Here is a 24,715-nt window from a genome sequence, read left to right as displayed (position 1 = left end):
CTCAGGCACCACTTCGCTGTCGGAGTTGAACGGCGCGTTCACGAAGTTCGCTCAGCATGCCGTATAGGTCTAGCCCTTGAAGCACGCCGTTCTCTACCACTATCTGCCCATCCACAATGGTATGAACAACATCGTCCGCGCGGCTTGAATATACCAATGCCGCCTGAGAGTCGTAGCGTGGGGCACAATGGGCGTTGTTGAGATCGACGACAATGATGTCTGCAAGCTGACCTGGGGCGAGGGTACCTGCCTCGTCCAGATGCATCGCCTTGGCAGCTTCCCGTGTGCCCATTTCAAGCATCTCACTAACGGTGAGTAACTCCGGGTCCAGGTTGTGGTTCTTGTGGGTAATCGCGCCGAACTTCATTTCCTGAAACATATCGAGCGTGTTGTGACTCGCTGGGCCATCGGTTGCGAGACCCACGGTAACCCCGGCAGCCATGAGTTTGCGCATGGGCAAAATGCCTGAGCAGAGCTTCGCGTTGCTAATTGGGCAGTGCGCAACTTTGACATCATGCTCGGCCATGAGAGCGATGTCGTCGTCGGTCAGCGTCGTGCAGTGCGCAGCGGTCAAGTCAGGGCCGAGTAAACCCATGCTATGCAACCAGCCCGTGGGTGTCATGCCGTGGTTATCAGCAACAAATTGATGTTCTTGCTGCCCTTCGGAAAGATGCGTGTGGATCGTGAGCTCGTGCTCGGCCGCGACTTCGGCGCAGCGACGCCATAGTTGCTCCGTGCAGGAATACGTGGCGTGCGGTGACAGGGCCACGCGCAAACGGCCATCGAGGCTGTTGTGATGCTCCTCGACAATCTCACCGAAGTTATCCAGCGCGCGGTAAGACCAATCTTTTAAATCGCCGTACAGACCGACGTCTGCAAAGCCATATCCCAAAGTCGCGCGTAGTGGGACAGTCTCTAGTGCATTGATCTCAGGGCTGACTGAGTAGGCATCGAAGTGTTCGTTAAAACTGGTGATGCCCGCAAGCGCCATCTCGGCTAGCCCCGCAAGGCTCGCCAGACGCAGGGTTTCATGATCAAAGTTCTGTTTGAGACGCCACATGCTTTGAAGCCATTCAAAGAGTTTGGCGTCCTCGTTAAGGCCGCGTAGAAGGACGTTGGATCCGATGTGGGTATGGCAGTTGCTAAAGCCCGGCATCACGACCTGATCGGTCGCGTCGAGTGTTTTTCTGGCTGTGTAGGGGCCGATCTCTGCTTCGGTGCCAAGCGCAACAATTCGCTGTCCAGATACAAGAATGGTGCCTCGCGGCACCGTGTCCGGTTGCGGCGTGAATGCATCGGTCATGCAAAGAAGCTCGCCACCGACGATGGCGAGGTCTGCTGTGATCATGGGGCTGTTCCTAGTTAAACGCGTTCTAGTGTACAGCCCCTACACTAACAGCTCCCGGAGAAGCTGCCAGTACTTAAGCGCTGATTACAACAGAGGTGCAATAACCAGGCTGACGATCGCCATGACGTTGATCAGGATATTCATGGAGGGGCCAGAAGTATCTTTGAATGGGTCGCCCACGGTATCGCCTACGACGCAGGCGGAGTGAGTGGGTGATCCCTTGCCACCATGATTGCCTTTCTCGACATACTTCTTGGCGTTATCCCAGGCGCCGCCGGCATTAGCCATCATCAGGGCCATGAGTACACAGCCCAAAAGTGCTCCACCTAACATGCCGCCAAGAGACGCCGCGCCAAGGCCCATACCTACGACTACCGGGGCGGAGACTGCGATAGCGCCCGGCAGGATCATTCGACGAAGTGCTGCGGTGGTTGCAATGTCTACACAGCGAGCTGTGTCGGGTTCGGCAGTGCCTTCGAGGAGTCCCGGAATCTCATGAAACTGCCGTCGGATCTCGTTGATCATGTCGAAGGCGGCATCGCCCACCGCCGTCATCGTGATCGATGCGATGAGAAACGGAATCGTACCGCCAATGAACAGCCCCACCAGAACCGTGGGATCTGAGAGCTCGAGAGAGAAGCCGGGGTTGTTGACCTGCACCGTTTGTACATAGGCAGCAATGATCGCCAAAGCCGCCAGGGCTGCGGCCCCTATCGCAAAGCCCTTGCCGATGGCGGCAGTTGTGTTGCCCACCTCGTCAAGCCCGTCGGTAATGCGTCGGGTATCTTCACCCATGCCCGCCATTTCTGCGATGCCGCCGGCGTTATCTGCAACCGGACCATAAGCATCAATGGCCATAGTGATACCGACAGTAGAGAGCATGCCGACTGCAGCGATGCCTACGCCGTAAAGACCAGAGAGCTCTGTAGACACCCAAATGATCGCGGCTAGGAAGAGAACCGGCAGAACAACTGATTCCATACCTACTGCCAATCCGCTGATCATGACCGTTGCGGGTCCTGTATCACCAGCCTTAGCGATTTTGCGGACGGGATGGGAGCCTGTGTAGTACTCAGTAATCAGTCCTATGAGCACGCCGCCTACCGCACCCGCGACAACGGACCACCACACGTTCATGTCGAGCCCCATCTCTTGCATCATGAGCCAGGCAATACCGGCAAACACTGCAGGTGCGATGAGCGTACCGGTGCGCAGCGCAGCCTCTGGCGCGGCGCTGGAGCGCATACGAACGATAAGAATACCCAGTACTGAAGCCACCAAACCGATAGTTGCCAGCGCTAGAGGCAGGAACATCATTTCTGCCTGCTTATCGATGGCCATAGTTGAGGCGATGGCGATGCAGGCGATCATGGAGCCGCAGTAAGATTCGAAGATGTCTGAACCCATCCCGGCAATGTCGCCTACGTTATCCCCCACGTTGTCTGCTATAACGCCAGGGTTGCGCGGATCGTCTTCAGGAATCCCCGCTTCCACTTTGCCGACGAGGTCTGCGCCCACATCGGCACTCTTCGTGAAAATACCTCCACCTACGCGGGAGAAGAGGGCTACTACGGAAGCGCCCATACCAAAACCATGGATAGCGTGAGCCGTTTCTGGATCGCCTCCAAAGTAGTAATAGAGGCTTCCCAGGCCTATCAGGCCGAGCGAGGCCACACAGAGCCCCATGATCGAACCGCCGTAAAAGGCAATGGTCAACGCTTGGGCCTGACCGTGATTGTGCGCGGCGACGGCGGTACGAACATTCGCTTTTGTAGCCGCGAACATACCGAGGAAGCCGGCAGTTGCAGAAGACACAGCGCCCGCTGTGAAAGCTATCGCGGTGTTAGTGCCCAGGGGCGAAACAAAAATACCGATTAGCAGCACGGCCGCAAACATCGCAAGCATTTTGTATTCGCGCTGCATAAAGACCATGGCACCCAGATGAATCTGGTCGCCGATTTTTTTTACATTACCGTCGCCATGGTTATGGCGGATCATGATGTGGTAGATGATGAACGCCGCGATGAGACCGACGGCGCCCACAATCGGAGGGTAGAGCAGGTAGTCAAAGAACATATTGCGTACTCCTTTTTATTGTTTTGATGCCCTTTCAGTATAGAAAAGAAAAGGCGTAAAACGAGGAGAGATTCGCGATAGCTGCTCGGTGCTAAAAAAGATCCTTTTGGGGTTGTAGAGGTGGCGTGCCGTTGCCCGGATGCGCTCAGGCCGCAGCAGTCGCACTTCGATCGAAATCGGGTACGACACGCTTGATAACGCTCCAGTAACCATCGGCGACGGCTTCCGGGTAGTCCTCATAAAATCCACGCGCGCTGAGCTTCCTATGAAGGCTCTCCAGCTGCCACAGCGGTACGCTGGGTAACAGATGATGCTCGATATGAAAATTCACGTTATTTGGACATAGGATTAATCGCTCTAGCCAGTTCGCGCGCGTAGTGCGAGTGTTGCCGCGAGGATCCATTTCATAGAGTGCTGTGACATTGCCATGCTCAGCAACTTGTCGAATGCGCGCCACCAATGGGTAGCTGGTTAGGTATGCCACCACCCAAAGTAAATACAGCCACGGCTCACCGCACAACCAAAGGACCGCCAGAAGCGCGGCGTTAGCAATCAAACCCTGACGAAGCGCGCTGTTTCCTTCGCCACTGCGCATCATGATTCGATTTCCGGCGCCGCTTAACAGGCTTGTCAGCTGCCTGACGCCTGTTTGACCCGTAATATCTCGCAAAAGCTTTCGACGAAAGCTGTCCACGGCAATGGGGTACTTCCGATAGTTGGGCAAATCGGGATCCTGATCCGTGCCCGCAAGACGGTGGTGCTCGCGGTGTGAGGCCCCGTAGGCATCGCAATCACCCAAGACTGGATAGGCCCCGAGCCACTGCCCTAGGGCTTCATTGAGCGTTTGGGTTTTGAACAGTGTCTTGTGACCCGCCTCGTGCATCAAAATGGACAGGCCGAGTTGCCGGCCTCCCAGAAGCAGGATCGCGAGGACGATGGTGAGTGGGTTGGTCCATAGCGCGACCATGGCAAACACGGCGACGATCCCCAGCCAGCTTTTGAATATCAGCCACAAGCCGACAGCATCGCTGCGACGCGTGTAGTGTTTGATTTCATCCCGGCTAAGATAATCCGACGCTTTCATGGTGTTGTCCTCCTGAGAATCTCAAAAGTAACATAAAATTCTGCATTGCGTATATTTTTGTTATATTTATCGGTGCTAAGATTCCTGCATGTTTGATCCCACTACGTATAAGTGGCCGACGCCGAAGCGTCTCGTCCTTTCTCTTCTTAGCTCGCCGGACCTCGCCGAAATCACAGCGCGTGAGTGTTTGCACTGGGGAGAACTCTTTTCCATTGATCCCACGGCTATGCGCGTTGCCCTCGGGCGACTGGTGAAGTCCGGTTTTTTGCGCAGCGTATCCCGCGGCCGCTATGCCATAGGCGACAGGGGCAAGGTGCTCAGTGAAACTGCGCGGCGTTGGGTGTCGGCGGAACAGCGCGTAGGCCCCTGGGATGGACGTTGGCTCATGGCGCATACCGCCCATCTAGGGCGTCGCGATAAAACCACCCTGAGAGTGCGAGAGCACTCGCTGCAGCTGGAAGGTTTTGCGGAGCTACATCCGGGTCTTTGGTGTAGACCGGCCAATTATTTCGAAGCACCTGCCGAAACCAGGGCGCGACTTGTTGAGTTGGGGCTGGAAGCAGATGCCGTAATCTTGCGGGTTGATGCACTATTGGGAGCGACCGTTCCCACAAGCCTTCTTTGGCCCAGGGCCACCCTCGAGGAGCGATACAAAGCGCTGACGCAGGCGATGTTGGATAGCATGGGACGTGGAGAAGCGCAGGAGAGTGATGTCTTGGCGAGAGAGACTTTCCTGTTAGGCGAGTCGGTCATTCGCCAGGTCACGAGCGATCCTCTATTGCCCGATAGCATGATTGACGTTGCAGCCCGGCGAAAAATGCACCAAACGATGGTAGCTTATGACGCGTTTGGGCGAGATGCCTGGGAACGTTTTCAGAGTTACAGCGCGTGACGCTCTGATAGCGTCCCGCTTTTTTAACTCACACAGTACGCTTAATGAACTATATGGACACCCCGATACTATGAGTCAGACACAGTATGAACCGCCCAAGGTATGGACCTGGGATACAGAAAGCGGTGGCAAGTTTGCCAGCATCAACCGTCCAATCGCTGGAGCGACCCATGACAAAGAACTGCCTGTGGGTGAGCATCCGTTTCAGCTCTACTCCTTGGCGACCCCGAACGGCGTAAAGGTAACGGTGATGTTGGAGGAGCTCCTGCAGCTGGGTATCAGCGACGCGGAGTACGACGCTTGGCTAATCAACATTCAGGAAGGCGCCCAGTTCAGCAGTGGCTTTGTCAGCGTTAACCCCAATTCAAAAATCCCAGCGATGGTTGATCAGAGTGGCGACACCCCGGTGCGTTTATTCGAAAGCGGCGCGATGCTCTTATATCTCGCGGAAAAGTTTGATGCGTTTCTACCGAAGGATTTGGCTTCCCGGGCTGAGTGTTATTCGTGGCTCATGTGGCAGATGGGCAGCGCGCCTTTTCTGGGTGGTGGCTTTGGTCATTTCTATGCCTACGCCCCAGAGAAGTTTGAGTACCCCATCAATCGCTACGCGATGGAGGTAAAGCGCCAACTGGATGTCCTGGATAGAAACCTTGCTGATCGCGCGTATCTATGTGGCGACGAATACACTATTGCCGATATGGCGACCTTCCCTTGGTATGGCGCGCTCGCTATGGGCAAACTTTACGAAGCAGCCGAGTTTCTCGATGTGGCGTCTTACAAAAATGTCATACGTTGGTCTGAGGAAATCTTTGAACGTCCCGGCGTGATTAGGGGGCGCTGCGTAAATCGCGCCTGGGGACCGGAAGAAGAGCAAGTCCTGGAGCGCCACAGCGCGGCCGACATAAAGCGATGAAGGCGGCGGTCGTTATGTTGATTCGAGCGATGGGTCTGGCGATAGGCATTGTTTGGGCGGGGAGCGCACTGTCCAGTGATTGGGAGACCCAGTTTGATGAAGGGGGTATTCAGGTTGATACCCGTGACGTTGATGATTCCAACTACAAGGCTTTTCGTGCAACCGCGCTCATAGCGGCCTCTCCCGAGGCTGTACTTGCGCGACTGCGTGATATTGAGAGTTATCCCGATTGGTTTCCGGACACCATTGAAGCCAGGCGGCTGGAGCTTGATGACGATCGCTGGGCCAACTACGTGCGCACGGACGCGCCCTGGCCCGTAAAGGACCGCGATGCGATTTACACTCAGGATCTGGAGCGTAACGGTTCCTCTATAAAAATAGTTGTAGGAGTCGCGCCCGACACGGTTCCGGAGTCTGGCGACGCTGTACGGATTCGAGCCGCTGCTGGCTTTTGGGAGCTGAAGGACAGCGACGGGGCTACTGCGCTGCACTGGGAGTTTCATGTGGAGCCGGGGGGGAACATTCCCAGCGGCTTAGTGAACGCGAGAGTGATCGAGACCCCTAAAGGCGCTCTGCGGGCGCTGAAAGAACATTTTGAGAATAAGTAGCTAAACTATAGTCTGTAAAAAATGCGTCTTACCCAGCTTACCTAAGCATAGCGGGAATGCGGCTGGGTATGGGCTAGGCAATAAAAGAGAGGCACAACATGATTGTTTTGAGCGTCAACGGCGAGCATAGGGAGTTGGATGTCGACCCGGCTATGCCCCTGCTTTGGGCTATCCGAGAAAACCTTGCTATGACAGGTACAAAGTTCGGCTGCGGCATAGCGCAGTGCGGTGCTTGTACCGTGCATCTCAATGGGCGAGCGATCCGTAGCTGTGTGACCCCCATATCGGCAGCTGCTGGAGGGGAAGTCACAACTATTGAAGGTCTGGCCGATCTCGTCCCGGGCGATGCCATGCATCCGTTGCAAAGCGCGTGGATCGAAAAGCAGGTTCCCCAGTGCGGATACTGCCAATCAGGCCAGCTTATGAGCGCTGCCGCGCTTCTGGATAGCGATCCGAATCCCGATGATGCAGCGATTGATGCGGCTATGTCGGGCAATGTGTGTCGCTGTGGGATGTATCCACGAATACGGGCGGCGGTGAAGTTGGCTGCTTCCCAGCAAGCGGCGGTGGTACAAACCTTTGACCCCGCTTCAGATGGCAGTAGCGAGGTGGCGAATCATGGGTAAGTGGACGAGACGCGCATTCATCACCACCGGCGTCCTCGCGGGAGGAGCTCTGGCCGTAGGCGTAGCAATTCGGCCTGGTCATCGCGCGCCAAAGGTCGCTGGTCAGGTCACCGAAGATGGTGAAGTCCTAGTGAACATGTGGGTCAAAATCGACCCTAGGAACAAGGTCACGCTTGTCGCTGCGCATAGTGAGATGGGACAGGGCGCACAGAACGCGCTAACCCAAATGCTTGCTGATGAACTAGACGCCAGCTGGGAAGACACGAGCTTTTTGGAAGCACCGGCTATTGATGAGTACGCAAACTGGGCTTTGGGCAAAGGGTTTCTGCTCGGAGATGCGGATATTCCTAAGGCCTTGGTCCCGACTGTTGATGGCGCCATGCTTCAGATCATGAAAGCCATGAAGATGCAGATTACCGGAGGCAGCGCCTCTATCCGCGCTACTGGCGTCTATGGTGTTCGCGTAGCCGGTGCTGCTGCCCGAGAGATGCTGATCAACGCAGCCAGTGAGGCCTGGGGTGTTCCCGCCGTGCAGTTGGATGCAAGGGATACCCACATCATTGATACTAACTCGGGTAAGCGAGCTCCTTTTGCTGAGTTTGCTTTGGCTGCGTCGCAGAAGCCTCCGTCACCTACACCAACGCTCAAAACACCAGAGCAGTTCCGCATCATGGGGAAAAGCGCTCCCCGCCGCGATATACCTGCCAAGGTAGATGGCACCGCGATATTTGGCATCGATGCTCAGGTCGAGGGCATGAAGCATGCCGCGATTATGGCAGCGCCGGTATTTGGCGCGCAGCTGGTATCCGTAGATTCCACGCAGGCGGAATCCATGGCGGGCGTGTCTCACGTCGTACCCTTGGATGACGCGGTGGCGATAGTCGCCGATGGGTATTGGCAAGCCAGTCAAGCATTGAAGACTGTAAAGGTCGAATGGTCGGCCACCGATAACGATGCCGCAAGCAGTGAATCCCTCTTCAATGGGTTCGAGCAGAGTCTTGCAGATGGCATCGATGGCGGTAGCAGCAAATCCGATGTCGATGATGGAGATATCGAGGGGGCTTTGGCTTTGGCTGCGGCAACCTTGGACGCGACCTACCGGGTGCCGTATTTAGCGCATGCCTGCATGGAGCCTATGAACGCGACGGCTCGGGTTACCGATGAGAGCTGTGACGTATGGATCGGTACGCAGAATCCTCTGGGGTTTCGTTACGACGTCGCTGCAGCGATGGACATGGATGTTGAGAACGTACAGATTCATCAGCACCCTATGGGTGGTGGGTTTGGACGACGATCAATTTCTGACAGTGCGGTTCAAGCCGCGAAGATCGCCCGCGAAGTGGGTGGACCGGTAAAGTTGATTTGGTCCCGTGAAGAGGATGTTCGCCACGATCACTACCGTCCGGCTGTTGCATCACGCTTTCGCGCAGCGGTAGACCAGAACGGTCAAATCGCAGCCTGGGAGAACGTCTATCATGAGAAGCACGAACCCGTAGAAGCGCCGACAATTCCCTATGCTGTGGCGGCGCAGAAAATTCACCACGTTGATAGCCCCACACACGTGCCTTTTGGTCCTTGGCGAAGTGTGGATCACTCTCAGCACGGTTTCTTTACCGAGGCATTCTTCGATGAAGTCGCGGTAGCTGCGGGCAAGGATCCCTACGAATATCGTATGTCCCTGCTTACGGATAAGCCCCGTCACCAGAAGGTACTAAGAACGGTTGCGGAAGCCGCCGGTTGGGGAGAGCAATTGCCTCGGGGCCGCGGGCGCGGCATCTCTCTTCAGGAGTCTTTTGGTTCACTGGTTGCACAGGTCGTGGACGTGAGTGTGACTGAGGGTAAGGTGAGTGTTGATCGCGTGGTTGTCGCGGTTGACGCGGGATTTGCGGTATCTCCCGATGGCCTCACGGCTCAGATGGAGTCTGGTGTAATCTACGGATTAACCGCAGCACTCTATGGCGAGATCAATATTGAAGACGGTGCCGTAAAACAAAGCAACTTCCATGATTACCCCATGGTACGCATGAACGAATCGCCGTTGATCGAAACGCATATCATCAACAGCGGAGAAGCCTGGGGAGGCGCCGGCGAGCCGGGTACTCCTGGAATAGCTCCAGCATTGGTGAATGCGGTGTTTGATGCAACTGGCTTACGGGTGCGAGAACTCCCGCTATCCAAGCAGGACTTCAGTGACTTTAGCTGACGAATACAATGATGCTAATGGCGGGGAACAGGCTTACGACAAGTAAGCTCTGTATTGAGGTGATGCTAGGTGATGCACCTTAGGGCGAACTACTCTAGGTAGTACACGAAGGTACTTACCACCCGCAGACGTTTTTCACGGCTCGAGGCGCTGTCGTAGCGATTACCGCCAGTGCCTGTGATTTGGATAATGCCTTGATTAGCGCTTTTGAGTCCGCCAAGACTAGCTCCGGATTCTGCAGCAAACTTGGTGGCCTGAGCCCTAGCGTTTTCGGTGGCGGCTTTTAGGAGCGGGCCTTTGGCATCGTTGAAGGCTCGCAGTGTGTACTGTGGTCCAGCACCTAAATCGAGCTGCACCCCGGCTGCAATGAGTGGATCTGTAGCCAGAGCAGCGGACGCCACCGCGTCTACACGCTCACTCTTTACGATAACCAAGGCCGAGCCACTGTAACGCGTGGGGCTGTTAGAGGACGCATACTCTCGGGAGTAAGCATCGTTTACTACTAAAGGGCGTATCTCCATTTCTGAACGGGTGAACCCCAGACCGTGGAGAAACTCCACAAGCTTGTCTCGGTCAGCCGCTAGTGACTCCTGCACGGACTGAAAGCTATCTGCCGCCCGACGCACGGTAAGAGGCCAGGTCACATAATCACTATCAACACTCTGTTCGGCTAATCCTTTGATCACAATGCTCCGATCCGCCATGCGGAAGTGCTCCAGGCCATTGCCGATAAAAGCACCGCCCACAATGAGCCCTAGTGCGATCACAATTGCGGTAATGCTGTTGTTCACAAATTGCTCCTAACTGATTTGGTAGCCCGGCGTTGATTGAGATAGTGCGACCTCTTCATCGGTCATAGTGTCGGCTATGCCGTCGAACAAAGGCGTAGAAAGATAGCGTTCTCCCGTATCAGGGAGCATCACCAGTATCACTGATCCCTCGGGAGCAGTTTGCGCAACCTGCATGGCAATAGCTACGGTAGAGCCACCGGAGACGCCGGTGAAAATCCCTTCTTCGGCTGCTAATCGTCGCGACCACGCCATGCCATCGGCGCCGACGACAGGCAATAGCTCATCGTAATAACCTTTATCCAGAGTTTCCTGCAGTACGAGGGGTATGAAGTCCGGAGTCCAGCCTTGGATTGGATGTGGTTCAAAGGCCGGGTGACTGGCTGCGGGGGATCCATTTTCATCTCTTTCCTGCGCATGGCCGGACGACACAATAGCGGCGTTTGCGGGTTCTGTGAGTATGATTTTTACTTCCGGGCGCGCATCTCTAAGTACTCTTGCTACGCCGGTAACTGTTCCTCCCGTACCGTAGCCCGTGACCCAATAATCGAGGCGCTGCCCTTCGAAGTCAGCGAGAATTTCCTGGCCGGTGGTGTGCTCGTGAATGTCCGCATTGGCGGAGGTTTCGAATTGCTGTGCGAAGAACCAGCCGTTTGCCTCGGCGAGTTCTCTGGCTTTGTTGTACATGCCCAAGCCTTTTTCTTCCTTCGGCGTTAATACCACCTGCGCGCCAAGGAAGCGCATGAGCTTGCGACGCTCTACAGAGAAGCTCTCGGCCATAGTGATGACCAGCGGATAACCCTTAGCCGCGCAGACCATTGCCAGACCGATACCCGTGTTGCCAGAGGTGGCTTCGATCACCGTCTGTCCCGGCTTCAGGCGGCCTTCTCGCTCAGCGGCCTCTATCATGTTGGTGGCCAAACGATCTTTGACCGAGCCTCCCGGATTAAAAGCCTCGACTTTGACGTAAACATCAACATGTTTCGGCGCAATGCGATTGAGCTTGACGCAGGGTGTATCGCCTACGGTATCGAGGACGTTGTCATACAGACGACCGCGACCTTTGGTTTGCCTTATATCCATCGAGAATCTCCCGCTGAGGCTGTAAGCTCAGCATTGTTTCTAAGACGCCGCCGCCAAGCGGTCTGTTTTCTTAAGCTCGGAGCAACATGAGTTGCTTAAAGCTTACAACAACGAGAAGAACAAAGTGTTCTTAAGCCGTGTTCGACATACAGGTTTGTTGCCGCTGTTGATGGTCGCGTTGGTGAGCGTCAGCGTCGAGGCTCATCTCCCCGAGTATTTTGGTCGCAAATACGTTCGAGTGATCGATACGCAGACGGAGGCTCCCTGCGAGAGCGGTGGTCGTGCGGGCCGGGAGGAAGCTAATGCCCTGAAAGACAGTCTTGACGACGCTTTGCTGGATTCTGGCGCCTATAGCCCAAATCTGGCTGACCCTATAGGAGAGCTCGGCAAGCTCTACGCGTCGTTGTGTAATCACCCAGCAGCTTTGAATGCGAATCGCAATGCTCTTCAGATTGTCAGGGTCAATGAAGGCCTTCTGAGTCCAGCACAGATTCCCTACCTTTACGCCTTGGCCGATAGCTATCAGGCCATTGGCGATTTTCACTCAGCTCAGCAAAGTATGCGCTCTGTCTTAAGGGTTCATGGCATGGGAAAGGGGCCGCTTGATGAGGCGGCTTTGCGCGACAGTCTTGCTTACTTCGCCCGCGCGCGAGCCATCTTTATTGATCCGCGCTCTCGCGGAGAAATGAGCCTTTTTTTCGAAGCCTTTAAAGACAACGAAGATATGCTCGATGCACAGCTCGAGCGAGGAGAGCTTGACTACACCTCTCGTGCGGCGCTATCCCTTAGTCACTTGCGCAACCTGTATCTTCTTTTAGGGACAGACTTTGTGGTGGCTTCTAGTCTTGGAGGGGACGCCGTAAGCCCCGCTGCGCATTTCATGCAACGGAGCCAGATGCTGACTTACGGCAAGGGACGCGTACTTTTAGAAGAGCTCATTGAGATCGCCGAAGAGCAACCTGCGCTTACTCGTGCGCGTTTGTATCTCCGTCTTGGAAACTGGCAGCAGTGGAATGCCAAGTGGGGGCAGGCCTGCGACAGCTATACCGCCGCCTGGGAAATGGCATCTGGCGATGACGGCTTGCCGTTACGAAAGCAGCTGTCGAATCCGGCGGTGCTGCCGGAGGATTCGGGTCTATGGAAGTCGTTGCTTGACCCACAGATAGCCGTCAAAGCAAACATTGTCGCGGGCTTTCGCGTGTCAGACCGGGGAGATATCTCTAGAGTTGATGCTGTGGTGCAGGGCGAGGGCAGTAGTGGATTAGCCGCTCGAGTCGCCCGATGGTTGCGTGACTCCCACGCGCGGCCGGCGATAGTGGACGGGGTCTGTGTGGACGGCGAACTTCGGGGGCGGCAGTATCGCTTGCTGGATTAGCCGCGAACCACCGTTTGATTGCCGCCCGCTTTCATCGCTGCATGCAAAGCACCTTCGCTGCGAGACAGCCAGTCATCGAAAGCCTCTTCGCCCTTGTAAGCACTCATTCCAAAGCTCATATGAGGCGCTTTCGTCGACGCCAGAGAAACTCTGCGGACATTGCGTCTTATACGATCTGCGACCGCACCAGCGATGAACTCATTGGCATCACTAATCAGTATCGCAAACCGGTGTTCATCGAGACGCGCCAAGACGTCCGATTGACGAGTGCAGCCGCGAACTCGCTCAGTGATTGACCGCAGGAGAGTGCCCGTATCCCCAGATCCGCCGCCGGGAACCAGTGTGCTCAATTCGTCAACGGTCCACAGCAGTAACCAAAGCTCACCGCCATGGCGCTGCTGGTGTCTCATTTGTTGTTTGGCAAGCTCTGCCATAAGTGTGCGATTGGGAATGCCAGTGAGCGCGTCGTGGGAGTTTTGAAATTGCTGCTCTTGCTTACGGTAGAGCAGTGCAAGCTGAGCGCTTATACCAGTGCCCAGATTTTCAAGAAGCCGTTTGGCGGATACTAGCTCCGAATCCGAGAAGGCTTGCGTCTTCAGTAAGTCGAGCGTGCCAAAAGCTTCGTCATCAGGCCAGAGCAGAGGTGTTCCACAGTAGGCTCGGTAGCCACTTCGCCGCTCGGTGCACCCGTCCCAACGCGCGTCGGACGCAGCGTCCTGCACACTTATGGTGTGACGCCGGAGGAGCACTTCCTCACAGTATTGATTGCCGTTGCGATGATCGCGATGCCCGACGCTGAACAACTTTTGGTCGCTTGGAGAAGCGGCAATAATTTCTGTACTTGTGGGATAGGCCACACGAAGTAGGCTGTGATCCGCCGTGGTATTTTCTTCCAGAATCTCGACGACCGATTGCCAGTCCGACCTTAGGCTGGCATCCGGTCTCGGGTAAAGCATCGGCGCCTAGCCCAAAAAGGCTTACTGACGGATCTTCTTGGTGCCCTTGGGCCACTTGGCTTTGAAGAGATCAGGATTAAGCTCGAGATTACGCGCCATGTCTGTGTAATCAACGGTAGTAGTGACTCGAGTCGCGGTGGACCCAAACTCCTGACGCCGAGGCATCCAGGAAGCCTGATCTATCCAGAGACGAATCTTTCCGGCGATGGCGCGGTCGTTATCGCGCTTTGGTGTGAGCTCAAGCACGAGGGTGCGGGTGTCACCTATAGCTTCTTCGCCAAGTATAGTCAGCAGATAGCGATCCTTGAGATCTCTGCCAGAAATCGTAAAGCCCAGTCGATACAGGGGCTCCAGGCGCTCTTTATGTTTGGACGTGGATAGAGTCGTTACGGTTTTTGCATTGCCGTCGTACTCAAAGATTTTGTTTCCGTCGACAAGTACAACACTGTTGTTATCAGCTCGGCTGTAGCGCATATCTCCGTTCTCACGGATAAAGCCATTGCCACTGTGCTCTTCCAAAACGTTACCGTCTGCATCCGTAGCTACGAAAGACACGCTCGCCATCGCAGACTCAAAGGCTTTTGCCTGACCCTCGATTTGTCGGACGGCATTGTCTAACTCCCAGCTAATTGCCGGCATCTCGGCAAACGTTGCAGTGCTTGCTAACGCAAGAAATACAGTTGTAAGTAACTTCTGAAACTTGTGCATGAAGGGCTCTCCTTATTGTGATATTACGACGAGCTAATATTCAGCTTAGTGCATTAGCGACTTTGGGGCGATACTCTGTTTTGGCGAGCGAAACTTGGTGTATTACTCAGTGCCCGCCTCCTAGCCAACAGAATATAGGTGTAGTGAATCATGCTTCAACAGATCGCAGGCAGAAAAGCGGGGTTTCACAGTCCTTGGAAGGCTTTGGTCATCGGTCTTGGGCTCACTATGAGCACTGCAGCGGTGTTGGCTCAAAAGGACGGGATGGAACCCCAGGTAACACTCAAGCAGGCGTTTTTTGGGGAGCTGCATCTTCACACGGCTTATTCTCTGGATGCTTACATTGGCGGTGCGCGCTTAACACCGTCCATGGCTTACCGCTTTGCCAAGGGCGAATCCATGACAGTCAACGGCCAGCCTCATAGCATCGGACGGCCATTGGACTTCGCAGCTATCACAGATCATGCGGAGTACATCGGTGAAATGCAGGCGACTCAGGTGACAGGCACGCCTGGCTATGACAACGAGAAGCTCCATGAGCTCAGGAACCTGAGTTCCTATGAAGAGCAGGAAGCGTGGTTTCTTCGTGAAGTCGTAGCAAACTCTCGCGGTGGTGGGCCAAAGCATACGGCGTTTTATCCGGGCGAGGTCGCGGTACGAAGCGCCTGGCAGCTCATGGTTTCAACCGCTAATGATCACTATGAGCCAGGCACGTTTACCACGTTGATCGGCTACGAGTGGTCTGCTGCCCCAAAGGGCGGGAATATGCATCGCAACGTTGTTTTTCGAGATGATCACGTTCCGGCTTTACCTTTTTCGTCCATAGACTCCCCCGATGAGGAGGATCTCTGGAAGTGGATGGGCGCTCAGGAAGAGTTAGGCTCGACACTGTTGGCGATTCCGCACAACTCCAACGCTAGTAAGGGCTTTATGTTTGAGCCCGTAGACAATTCAGGGAACCCGCTGGATTTCGAGTACGCCCGTTTAAGGAGCCATTTTGAACCGCTTATCGAGATGATGCAGATCAAGGGCAATTCCGAAGTGCACCGCAAGTTTTGGCCCGCTGACGAGTTTGCTGATTTTGAAAACGCAGATAGCGTAGAGACACACAGTAAACGTACGTACGCGAAGAAGAACTTTGTTCGTGCTGCGGTGATAGATGGCCTTGCCTATGAGCAGAGTCTCGACGCGAACCCTTACAAGTTGGGTTTTGTTGGGGGCACAGATAGCCACAACGGTACTCCCGGTGATGTAGTAGAAAGTACCTATGTTGGCAGTCACGGTGCCGCAGATGGATCTGTAGAGCGCCGCCGTGTAGATGACATTCCTGGTTGGATAGCTGCGAGAGATTCAAGTCCTGGATCAATTACCGGCGTCTATGCTTCAGAGAATACCCGGGGCGCAATTTTTGATGCGCTCAGAGCGCGTGAGACCTTTGTTACTTCCGGGCCGCGATTGAAGCCCCGATTCTTCGCGGGAGCTAATTTGCCAGAGGCCGTGGATAACTCCCGGGAAATGCTAGAGCTTGGCTATAGTGATGGCCTGCCCATGGGGTCGACGCTCACGGCCCTTTCTGAGTCACCTAGGTTTTATATTCACGCAATGAAAGACCCCGAAGGTGCGAATCTGGATCGCGTGCAGATCATCAAAGGTTGGGTTGATAGCGATGGAAAAACCCATGAGCGAATTTATGATGCAGTGGTGTCGGATGGACGAACAATTAACGAGAGCGGACGCTGCACGATTGCGGTGGGTAACACCGTGGATGTTGCCACTGCTACCTATCGAAATTCCATTGGTGCTACAGAGCTGATGACCACATGGTCTGACCCGGACTTTGATCCGAGACAGCCAGCGCTTTACTACACTCGGACCCTCGAGATTCCAACGCCGCGATGGACCACCTACGACGCAGTGCGTTTTAACCAGCCGCTTCTTGATGACGTGCCTGCGACTGTTCAAGAGCGGGCTTGGAGCTCGCCGATTTGGTATGTGCCCTAAGGTGTATCGCCCCATGACGAATTTTGGACGCTTGGTCGCCGTAATTACGACTGCGTTTGCTCTCCACGCTTGTTCGACTTTGCCACCCGAGAAGACGAGCGATGAGTTTGCCAGCGCGCCAGCGGTTACACCGCTCTGGACTGAGCTTGAGGAGCTGCGCAGCGACGACTGGAACATCCTGTTAAATGACGGAGCTACGGCTCTTGATTGGAGATTAACCGCGATTGACTCGGCGAGCCGCAGCCTTGATCTACAGACCTTTCTTTGGTCCTTGGATACGGTGGGATCGGCGATTCTGAACCGCTTACTTGCGGCGGCGGAGCGTGGTGTAAGAGTGCGCTTGCTGGTGGATGATTCCTTTTTACTTGGAGAAGACGACTTGCTCCTGGCGCTGGCAGATCATCCGAATATCTCTTATCGCGTTTACAATCCGTACCAGCGAAGACATGACGGCTTTGCCACCCGCGAACTGATGAATCTTGGAGACTTTGAGCGTCTGAATCACCGCATGCATAACAAAGTCATGTTGGTGGACAACAGGGTAGCCATTATTGGGGGGCGGAATCTTGCCGACGAGTATTTTGGTTTTCACGAAGAAGCAAATTTCCGTGATATGGAGCTTCTCGTAGGAGGAAGCGTAGTTCCCCGTCTCAGTGAGGTGTTCGATACGTACTGGAACGACATCTGGTCGGTTCCTATCAGCAGCATCTCTCACGTCCTCCCGAACTATGAGCGCCTGACGGAAGCTGTCGCTCTCAAGGATCGGGATATCTTAGCTCGCGGTGAATACGATCAATCCACCTTGCGGGCCAAGTGGCGGCTTGCGGTGGATGCTGCGATCTCCGGGGAGGCCGAGCTACTGGTGGATATACCGCCTCCGGCGGATATCAATGCGCTGGAGAGTGCGCCGGTGCAGCTAGCGCAGCGGCTTCTTGAAGCTTTTGAAAGTGCTGAGGAAGAGGTGATTGTCATATCCGCCTACTTGATCCCATCACCGCGATTGGAGGAGTTGGTTGAACAGGCCATACAGCGAGGCGTCCGCGTTCGAATTCTCACAAACTCTATCCGTTCAAATAACCACATCACCGCTCACAGCGCTTATCGCAATCACATTGACGAACTGGTGACCGACGGTGCCGAGCTTCATGAAGTACGCATCGACGCAAAAGGTCGCGACCGTTACATGCTTTCCCCCACCGATGGTAAAGCCTTGGCTCTTCACGCCAAGGTGCTGGTGATTGATCGTGAGCATGTGTTTGTGGGCAGCCCCAATCTGGACCCCAGATCAATGCGGATAAATACTGAAGTGGGCTTGCTGGTGAAAAGCCCGGCGCTCAACGCGGAGATTCGAGAAGGCGTGGAGTCCGATTTGAGTCAGGCCAATGCCTGGAGCCTGCAGCTCGATGAATCAAGCAAGGTGGTTTGGGTGGCCGAAGGAACGACGCTCTCTGAGCAACCTGCGGCCTCTTATATGCAGCGACTGGAAGATTGGTTCTTTGCGCATTTGCCCATCGAGGGGCAGATGTGACTCAATCTTGCGCGCTCATAAAGTCTGGGTGCATACTGAATTACCAGATAATAATAAGCAGGTAGGTGATCTTGTGAGTAAGCTGAAAGTCACATTGTTTACTGCGGCGACGTTAGTACTAAGTTCGGGTGCTCAGGCGCAACACGATGGTGGCGCTTTACGGACAGAGGATCTAAACGGTCTGTATCCCGGTAAGAGCTACTCCCCTTGGGCCGATAGGGCGTTTCCTAGTCAGGTCTTCTGGGGCGAGACGCATCTACACACGGGACTCTCTCTGGATGCCGGTTTATTTGGCAACACGACCGGCCACGACACGGCTTATCGTCTGGCTCGTGGGGAGCAGGTTACCTCTTCAACTGGGCAGGAAGTAAAGCTCAGCCGACCTTTGGACTTTCTAGTCATTACTGATCATTCGGACCTTATGGGTATCGCTACCGACATTCAGCGTGGCGCGCCTAACATTCTCGTGGTTCCCAAGGGCAAGGAATGGGCGGAAGGCTTTGCCAAAGGCGGTCAGGCTGCTGGCGAAGCTGCATTTGACCTCATTGGAGATTTCTCTCAGGGCACCATTCCCGCGGAGCTGTTAGAGCAGTACAGCCCCGGTGCAGATGTGTACAACAGCCTGTGGGACGAGATAATCGAGAAGGCGGATAGCTATAACGAGCCGGGACGATTCACTGCGTTTATTGGCTTTGAGTGGACTTCGGTCCCGAAAGGTTTCAACTTGCACCGCAACGTGATTTTGCGCGACAACGGTGATCGTGCGGGTCAGGTCGTTCCTATGACCACGATGCCCCCTGTGGGAAGTACAGATCCTCTAGACCTGTATAAGTGGTTAGAGAATTACGAGAGCAAGACGGGGGGGCGCGCTTTGGCAATTTCCCACAACGGAAACCTGTCTAATGGATGGATGTTTCCCGTCGACAAAACCTATGCCGGCGGTCGGGTCAACAAGGAGTATGTAAACCTGCGTGCCAAGTGGGAGCCGCTCTATGAGGTCACGCAAATCAAAGGCGATGGTGAAACCCATCCAAGTTTGTCGCCGGATGATGAGTTTGCGGACTACGGCACGTGGGACGTGGGTAACCTCGATATCTCAGAGCTCAAGAAGCCCGAGATGTTGTCAGGTGAATATGCCCGCGAGGCGCTCAAACAAGGTTTAGCGCTAGAGAAGAAGTTCGGCACTAATCCTTACAAGTTCGGTCTCATCGGCGCTACCGATTCACACACATCCCTCACCACTCCCGAGGAAGATAACTTCTTCGGCAAGTCGGTAAGTGTAGAGCCCTCTGCTACGCGTGTTGAACATCCTTTTGTGAAATCGGCTTTGGGTGCTATCGAAGGCGATATGCTTTTGGCGTCAGGTTATCAAGGTGTTTGGGCGACCGAGAATACCCGTGCGGCATTGTTTGATGCCATGGAGCGCAAGGAAACCTACGCAACGACGGGCACGCGGATGGCTGTGCGCTTTTTTGGCGGGTGGGATTTCGATGCTGAGGATGTACGGAGCAGACAGCCGGCTTTTGTCGGTTATGAAAAAGGTGTGCCTATGGGTGGCGATCTTCGCGCAGCGCCCAGCGGTAAGTCGCCAAGCTTTATGGTTTACGCTTTGCGCGATCCCATTGGAGCAAACCTCGATCGAATACAGATCGTAAAAGGCTGGATGGATAAGCGTGGAGACCTGAAGGAAAAAGTCTACGATGTGGTTTGGTCGGACGATAGAGTCCCGGATGCCAACGGCAAGCTGCCTCCCGTGGGGAACACTGTCGATCTGGAAGCGGCGAATTGGACTAACACCATTGGCGCATCTGAGTTGATTTCGGTCTGGGAAGACCCGGATTTTGATGCTCAGGAAAGTGCTTTTTATTACGTCCGTGTCATCGAGATTCCCACGCCTCGTTGGGTTCTTTATGACAAGGTCCGCCTTGGCGCTAAGATCCCCGATCATGTGGAGTTAGTGCACCAGGAACGGGGTTACACATCGCCGATTTGGTACACGCCCTAGTTGCTTGTATCACTGCGAACAACCGTCGGCGTTGCCAAACGAAATGTTCAGAGTAGTGCTCTACGTATTACGCTGAAACGCGCCTTGACATGCGCGGCGATGTTCACGCCTCTCGCGCATGCTCAGCCAGTCGACTTGGATTGGCTCGTCGGTTGCTGGGAGTCCTACGAGAACTACAGTAAGGAGGTTTGGGTCAAAAATCCTGATGGATCCTTGCTGGGCTTTAGCGCATCGGTAGAAAGTTCTGAGATAGGATTTTACGAACTGCTTTACATTCGCGAAGTAGGTGGAACACTGACCTACACAGCGCATCCCTCTGGACAGAGCTCGGCGGTGTTTGTGCTGAGCGAAACTAGTGAACGGCGTGTTGTTTTCGAGAACCCCTCCCACGATTATCCTCAGCGTATTGCTTATGAACGAATCGAAGATTCCCTTACGGCGGTTATCTCATTGATGAATGGCGAACAGCAGCTTTCTTTTGTCCAGGAGAACTGTGATCGTGGTATGAAAATCGAAGGCCCCCTAGAGCCTTAATATTGGAGCGGGCGATGGGAATCGAACCCACGTCATCAGCTTGGGAAGCTGAGGTTCTACCATTAAACTACGCCCGCTTTTTCTTCTCCGGAGGCTGATCTTACAGTTTGCGAGTCGAGTCACCAAAACGCAGTTTTCAGGAGCATAGTATGGCAGTAAATAATCACAACAGATGGGTAGCGCGTTATGCGTCGTTACTGATTCTCTTGGCCTTTTCGTCCGCGGGTTTTTCCGCTGATAAGCCCAATATAATCGTGATCATGGCTGATGACGTAGGGTGGGCAAGTCTGGGTAGTTACCACGGTGGCATCAAGAGTATAAAGACTCCGAACCTCGATAAGCTTGCAAGCGAGGGAGTCCGGCTTACGGATTACTACGCCCAACCTTCCTGTACAGCGGGACGCGCCGCGTTCATCACTGGTCAGCTGCCGGTGCGTACGGGCATGCATACTGTAGGTCTGCCAGGCGAAGAGAAAGGCCTTCATGCTGACGATCCAACCCTTCCTATGCTGCTTGGTAAGATGGGCTACGCGACGGGACAGTTTGGGAAAAACCACCTGGGCGATCTCAATAAGTTCCTGCCCACTAATCGTGGCTTTGATGAGTACTGGGGTTGGCTTTATCACCTCAATGCGATGGAGTACACATCGGATCCAGACTGGCCAGACGATGCGGAATTTGTCGCGCAGTACGGTCCTCGAAATATCATCCATTCCTTTGCCACCCAAAAAGACGATAAGTCCAGTGATGAGCGTTGGGGGCGAGTAGGTAAACAACGAATCGTCGATGATGGCCCAGCGCCTCCCAAGCGTCAGGAAACCTTGGATGACGAGGTTACGGCACACACGCTAGATTTTATTCAGAGAGCGGTGAAGGACGAGAAGCCCTTTTTTGTCTGGATGGCACCGGCAAGAGCTCACGTGTGGACGCACTTAAAGCCGGAATACGAAGAGCAGCTGGGTAATGGCAAGGGTTTGCAAGACGTTGTGATGCAAGAGTTGGATGACAATGTGGGTAAGGTCCTTGAAGAGCTTGACCGGCAGGGTATCGCGGACAATACGATAGTCGTTTTTACGTCCGATAACGGTCCCGAGACAATGACTTGGCCAGATGGCGGCACGACTCCATTTCACGGCGAGAAAGGCACGACCTGGGAAGGTGGGTTTAGGGTCCCAGCGATTGTGCGCTGGCCTGGGAAATTCCCCGCTGGCGTTGTTTACAACGGTATTTTTGACGGGATGGATTGGCTCCCGACTTTTGTAAATGCCGGTGGAGGCCCTAGCGATTTACCAGCGCAGTTACTCAAAGGTTATGAGGGGTTTAAAGTTCATCTCGATGGTGTCAATCAAATGTCATTTTTGAAAGGAGAAACAGGTAGTAATCGAGACGAGCTCTTTTACTATGCCGGCCCCACGTTGCAGGCCGTGCGCTACAAAGATTGGAAGGTTCACTTCGTGGTTCAGAATGAAGGCTGGGCAGGTCCCAAGGAAGAGCTTAATGCACCTCTACTCTTTAACTTACGGCGGGACCCCTATGAGAAAGTTGCGGAAGAGTCAGGCCTCTACACAAAGTGGATGGGCGACAAAATGTGGACTTTTGGTCCCGCAAAGAATTTGGTTAAGCGTCATTTGATGACTCTTGCGAAGTTTCCCCCAAGGGGTGCGGGTTTAGCCAACGAGGCAGCGATTACCGAACATGCCACTAGTGACAACGGGTTCGCTCAGTAACGGAGTTCTTCCTGATGGCGTAACAAGGCGCTGTACGCGTTAGCATTGGAGTAGGTATGTGCGGCTTTTTGAAAAGTGCTAGAGCAGGTTTGACCGCAATCGTCACTTCGGCGATCTTGATCGCCTGCGGTGGTGAAAGTCCAATAGATACTTCTCGCTACGCGCCCATCGATAGTGTCGTGGGTCAGATTAAGGAGAATCTGGCTACGGCGGATTATTTGCGTGAAATCGCTGACATAGACCACTCTCGTTTAGCACATGAGGCGGAGTCGCCCATACCTCCCGCTCGGGTTATTATTTTTTCTGACCCAGAGCTAGAGACAAGTTTGATACAAGAGAACCCGCTGACGGCCCTGGATTTACCTCTGAGAGTTTTAACGTTTCAAGATGGTGATGACGGTTCTCCATCGCTTATTTACAATTCTTTTGACTACTTGCTTTCGCGGTATGGGCTGAATCCAGAGGAAACCCTAGCCCTCAGCAAGCGCTACGAGCAGAGTTTTGCTACAGCCGTAGCAGGCGTCTCTTCACAAGTTCTCACGCAATTTGCTAGTGATGTAATGCAGCCCGACGGCATAATCACCATCGACAGCCCCTTCGATTTCGAAGAAACCGTTAAGCGAGTAAATGAAGCCATTAGTGCCCAAGGCGACACAGTGCAATTTGGGGTTGTTGATTTTCAAGCGAACGCAGCAGAAGCCGGAGTCTCGATACTCCCGTCACACATGATCTTGTTTGGCGGTCCAGGCCCAGGGGGCAAAGCCATGGCGTCTGCGCTCACCCTGGGGCTTGATGCCTTTTGTCAGAAGTTTTTGATTTGGCAGGATGAAGAAGGCGTAAACCATTTGTCGTTTAATGACCTTCTTGCTTTGGCGGAGCGACAGGGTGTTAGCAAGGCTCCAGCGCTACGGGTGATTAACTTTCGATTGAAGAAAACCTTTGGCGATGCCTTGGCGGTAGAGTAGTCGTTATTAAAGAACCGGCAGGAGCAGTTTATGAAACGTAAGCACTACGAGCAGGAATTGCGTGAATTGCAGGCAGAGCTGGTTGCACTCCAAGAGTGGGTTAAGGATACCGCCCAGCGTGTAATCGTGGTTTTTGAGGGACGGGACGCCGCGGGCAAAGGCGGTTGTATTCGTGCTTTGACCGAGCGGGTCAGCCCGCGGGTGTTTCGCGTTGTGGCCTTACCGAAACCTTCGGATCGAGAAAAGAGTCAAATTTATTTGCAGAGGTACATCAGTCACTTTCCCGCCGCTGGGGAAATCGTGGTCTTCGATCGCAGTTGGTACAACCGTGCCGGTGTCGAGCGGGTTATGGGCTTCTGTACCGAGCAGGAGTCGCAGCGATTTCTGCAGGAGTGCCCGAATTTTGAACGGAGTATGATTGTTGATAGTGGTGTGATCTTTCTTAAGTACTGGCTCGAGGTCAGCGAAGAAAAGCAGGAAAAGCGTTTTCAGGATCGTATCGACGATCCGGTAAAACAGTGGAAGCTGTCTCCCATGGATATACCGGCCAGAGAGCGTTGGTTTGAGTACTCCCGGGCTCGTGACGATATGTTAAGAGCTACCGATACGGATTTTGCGCCTTGGAATATTGTTAAGTCTGATGATAAGCGGCGCGCACGTTTAAACGTGATTCGTCATTTCTTGTCGCAGGTGCCCTATGTAAAAGAAGAGCGCACCGCTACTGATTTGCCACCGCGGGACATGACCGACGCTTACGATGATAGTGCGAGTATTGCTAACCGGCGGTGGGTGGAAGACAACTATAGTTAGCTTAAGAACGGTTAGCTTAAGAACGGTTAGCTAAGAATTTGCTAGTTCAGCTTTATCTCTATGGTGGTTTCACCGTCGAGGGAAAAGAGAGATTCTTCGAAGTCGGGCTCCCCGAGCGTCCGCTTATAGTTGCTAAAGCCATAGCCCTCACTAGGGATTCCCAACATATTGGTATCCAGTACGCCGTTCGCGTTTTCGTCGTGGTACAGCTTGACCGCATAGGTGCCGCTTGGAAGTTCTGGAAATATAAGGCGAACTGTTGATCCAGAGACACTATCCTTAGCGGTAGCGATGGGTCCCTGGCTGTCCTCCCAGCCCTCTGCGGAGTTGAATACTGCGACCATCATGGATCCGCCCAGTCGCTCTATGCCGACGACATCAACTATCAGCTGATCAGCCTTCGCAGGTATTGCCAGCGCAAAACACATGCTTACCGTGGTGCTGGCTAACAGTTTCAACGATAGTTTGCGCAACATACTTCTGCC

The 24,715-nt window shown here is 54.1% G+C and carries 21 protein-coding genes and 1 tRNA gene; 13 read left to right on the top strand and 9 right to left on the bottom strand.

The window, feature by feature from the left end:
- Position 1: 1 nt before the first annotated feature.
- The 3 genes from R0137_RS00975 to R0137_RS00965 form a co-directional block, all read right to left on the bottom strand.
- Entirely contained in the window at positions 2-1,348 is a 1,347-nt protein-coding gene (locus R0137_RS00975; RefSeq protein WP_407327852.1) for an amidohydrolase family protein, read from the bottom strand.
- A gap of 84 nt (positions 1,349-1,432) precedes the next feature.
- Positions 1,433-3,424 carry a sodium-translocating pyrophosphatase gene (locus R0137_RS00970; protein ID WP_407327851.1) on the bottom strand — a complete coding sequence of 664 codons (1,992 nt, stop codon included), beginning with the start codon at positions 3,422-3,424 and terminating at the stop codon, positions 1,433-1,435.
- 145 nt (positions 3,425-3,569) lie between these two features.
- Complete coding sequence (locus R0137_RS00965) at positions 3,570-4,508, bottom strand: fatty acid desaturase family protein (RefSeq protein WP_407327849.1); 939 nt, start codon at positions 4,506-4,508, stop codon at positions 3,570-3,572.
- An 88-nt stretch (positions 4,509-4,596) separates the two neighbouring features.
- Between R0137_RS00965 and R0137_RS00960 the strand changes: the two genes are divergently transcribed.
- From R0137_RS00960 to R0137_RS00940, 5 genes are all read left to right on the top strand, one after another.
- Positions 4,597-5,400 carry a PaaX gene (locus tag R0137_RS00960; RefSeq protein ID WP_407327848.1) on the top strand — a complete coding sequence of 268 codons (804 nt, stop codon included), beginning with the start codon at positions 4,597-4,599 and terminating at the stop codon, positions 5,398-5,400.
- A gap of 70 nt (positions 5,401-5,470) precedes the next feature.
- Positions 5,471-6,313, top strand: coding sequence for a glutathione-dependent disulfide-bond oxidoreductase (yghU, locus tag R0137_RS00955; RefSeq protein WP_407327847.1), 843 nt, complete (start codon positions 5,471-5,473; stop codon positions 6,311-6,313).
- Positions 6,314-6,327: 14 nt separating this feature from the next.
- Positions 6,328-6,921: an START domain-containing protein gene (locus tag R0137_RS00950; RefSeq protein WP_407327845.1), complete on the top strand. Its 594-nt coding sequence runs from the start codon at positions 6,328-6,330 to the stop codon at positions 6,919-6,921.
- 98 nt (positions 6,922-7,019) lie between these two features.
- Positions 7,020-7,547: a (2Fe-2S)-binding protein gene (locus R0137_RS00945; RefSeq protein ID WP_407327843.1), complete on the top strand. Its 528-nt coding sequence runs from the start codon at positions 7,020-7,022 to the stop codon at positions 7,545-7,547.
- Positions 7,540-9,750 carry a molybdopterin cofactor-binding domain-containing protein gene (locus tag R0137_RS00940; protein ID WP_407327842.1) on the top strand — a complete coding sequence of 737 codons (2,211 nt, stop codon included), beginning with the start codon at positions 7,540-7,542 and terminating at the stop codon, positions 9,748-9,750. Before R0137_RS00945 ends, R0137_RS00940 begins: the two co-directional genes overlap by 8 nt.
- A gap of 89 nt (positions 9,751-9,839) precedes the next feature.
- Here R0137_RS00940 and R0137_RS00935 read toward each other — a convergent pair whose 3' ends face one another.
- Positions 9,840-10,541 (bottom strand): SIMPL domain-containing protein, encoded by a 702-nt coding sequence (locus R0137_RS00935; RefSeq protein WP_407327840.1) that lies wholly within the window; start codon positions 10,539-10,541, stop codon positions 9,840-9,842.
- Between the two features lie 9 nt (positions 10,542-10,550).
- Complete coding sequence (gene cysK, locus R0137_RS00930) at positions 10,551-11,621, bottom strand: cysteine synthase A (RefSeq protein WP_407327839.1); 1,071 nt, start codon at positions 11,619-11,621, stop codon at positions 10,551-10,553.
- A 91-nt stretch (positions 11,622-11,712) separates the two neighbouring features.
- Between cysK and R0137_RS00925 the strand changes: the two genes are divergently transcribed.
- Positions 11,713-12,996 (top strand): tetratricopeptide repeat protein, encoded by a 1,284-nt coding sequence (locus tag R0137_RS00925; protein WP_407327838.1) that lies wholly within the window; start codon positions 11,713-11,715, stop codon positions 12,994-12,996.
- Here R0137_RS00925 and R0137_RS00920 read toward each other — a convergent pair.
- Positions 12,993-13,952, bottom strand: a complete 960-nt coding sequence (locus tag R0137_RS00920; protein WP_407327837.1) for a GGDEF domain-containing protein — start codon at positions 13,950-13,952, stop codon at positions 12,993-12,995. The two genes, R0137_RS00925 and R0137_RS00920, sit on opposite strands and share 4 nt — an antisense overlap.
- A 21-nt stretch (positions 13,953-13,973) precedes the next feature.
- Entirely contained in the window at positions 13,974-14,660 is a 687-nt protein-coding gene (locus tag R0137_RS00915) for a LolA family protein (protein WP_407327836.1), read from the bottom strand.
- A gap of 150 nt (positions 14,661-14,810) precedes the next feature.
- Between R0137_RS00915 and R0137_RS00910 the strand changes: the two genes are divergently transcribed.
- The 4 genes from R0137_RS00910 to R0137_RS00895 all read left to right on the top strand — a co-directional run bounded on the left by R0137_RS00910 (position 14,811) and on the right by R0137_RS00895 (position 20,728).
- A complete protein-coding gene (locus tag R0137_RS00910) occupies positions 14,811-16,661 on the top strand; it encodes a DUF3604 domain-containing protein (protein ID WP_407327835.1) in 1,851 nt (616 codons plus the stop codon).
- Positions 16,662-16,674: 13 nt separating this feature from the next.
- Positions 16,675-18,189 (top strand): phospholipase D family protein, encoded by a 1,515-nt coding sequence (locus R0137_RS00905; protein WP_407327834.1) that lies wholly within the window; start codon positions 16,675-16,677, stop codon positions 18,187-18,189.
- 73 nt (positions 18,190-18,262) lie between these two features.
- Positions 18,263-20,194: a DUF3604 domain-containing protein gene (locus R0137_RS00900; RefSeq protein WP_407327833.1), complete on the top strand. Its 1,932-nt coding sequence runs from the start codon at positions 18,263-18,265 to the stop codon at positions 20,192-20,194.
- A 99-nt stretch (positions 20,195-20,293) separates the two neighbouring features.
- A complete protein-coding gene (locus tag R0137_RS00895) occupies positions 20,294-20,728 on the top strand; it encodes a DUF6265 family protein (RefSeq protein WP_407327832.1) in 435 nt (144 codons plus the stop codon).
- Positions 20,729-20,731: 3 nt separating this feature from the next.
- Here R0137_RS00895 and R0137_RS00890 read toward each other — a convergent pair.
- A tRNA-Gly gene (locus R0137_RS00890) sits at positions 20,732-20,805 on the bottom strand.
- Between the two features lie 72 nt (positions 20,806-20,877).
- Here R0137_RS00890 and R0137_RS00885 point away from each other — a divergent pair.
- The 3 genes from R0137_RS00885 to ppk2 all read left to right on the top strand — a co-directional run bounded on the left by R0137_RS00885 (position 20,878) and on the right by ppk2 (position 24,230).
- The gene (locus R0137_RS00885; RefSeq protein ID WP_407327831.1) at positions 20,878-22,455 is read left to right on the top strand and encodes an arylsulfatase; all 1,578 of its coding nucleotides are present in this window, start codon (positions 20,878-20,880) and stop codon (positions 22,453-22,455) included.
- Positions 22,456-22,544: 89 nt separating this feature from the next.
- A complete protein-coding gene (locus R0137_RS00880) occupies positions 22,545-23,420 on the top strand; it encodes a DUF302 domain-containing protein (RefSeq protein ID WP_407327830.1) in 876 nt (291 codons plus the stop codon).
- 30 nt (positions 23,421-23,450) lie between these two features.
- Positions 23,451-24,230 carry a polyphosphate kinase 2 gene (ppk2, locus tag R0137_RS00875; protein ID WP_407327829.1) on the top strand — a complete coding sequence of 260 codons (780 nt, stop codon included), beginning with the start codon at positions 23,451-23,453 and terminating at the stop codon, positions 24,228-24,230.
- Positions 24,231-24,271: 41 nt separating this feature from the next.
- Here the strand turns inward: ppk2 and R0137_RS00870 are convergent, their stop codons facing one another.
- Positions 24,272-24,706: a DUF2141 domain-containing protein gene (locus R0137_RS00870; RefSeq protein ID WP_407327828.1), complete on the bottom strand. Its 435-nt coding sequence runs from the start codon at positions 24,704-24,706 to the stop codon at positions 24,272-24,274.
- Between the last annotated feature and the right edge of the window lie 9 nt (positions 24,707-24,715).

The sequence above is a fragment of the Congregibacter brevis genome (assembly GCF_045689245.1).
Taxonomy (GTDB): Bacteria; Pseudomonadota; Gammaproteobacteria; order Pseudomonadales; family Halieaceae; genus Congregibacter; species Congregibacter brevis.
The sequence above is the reverse complement of the archived record's forward strand: the minus strand, read 5'-3'. Positions and strand labels throughout refer to the sequence as shown.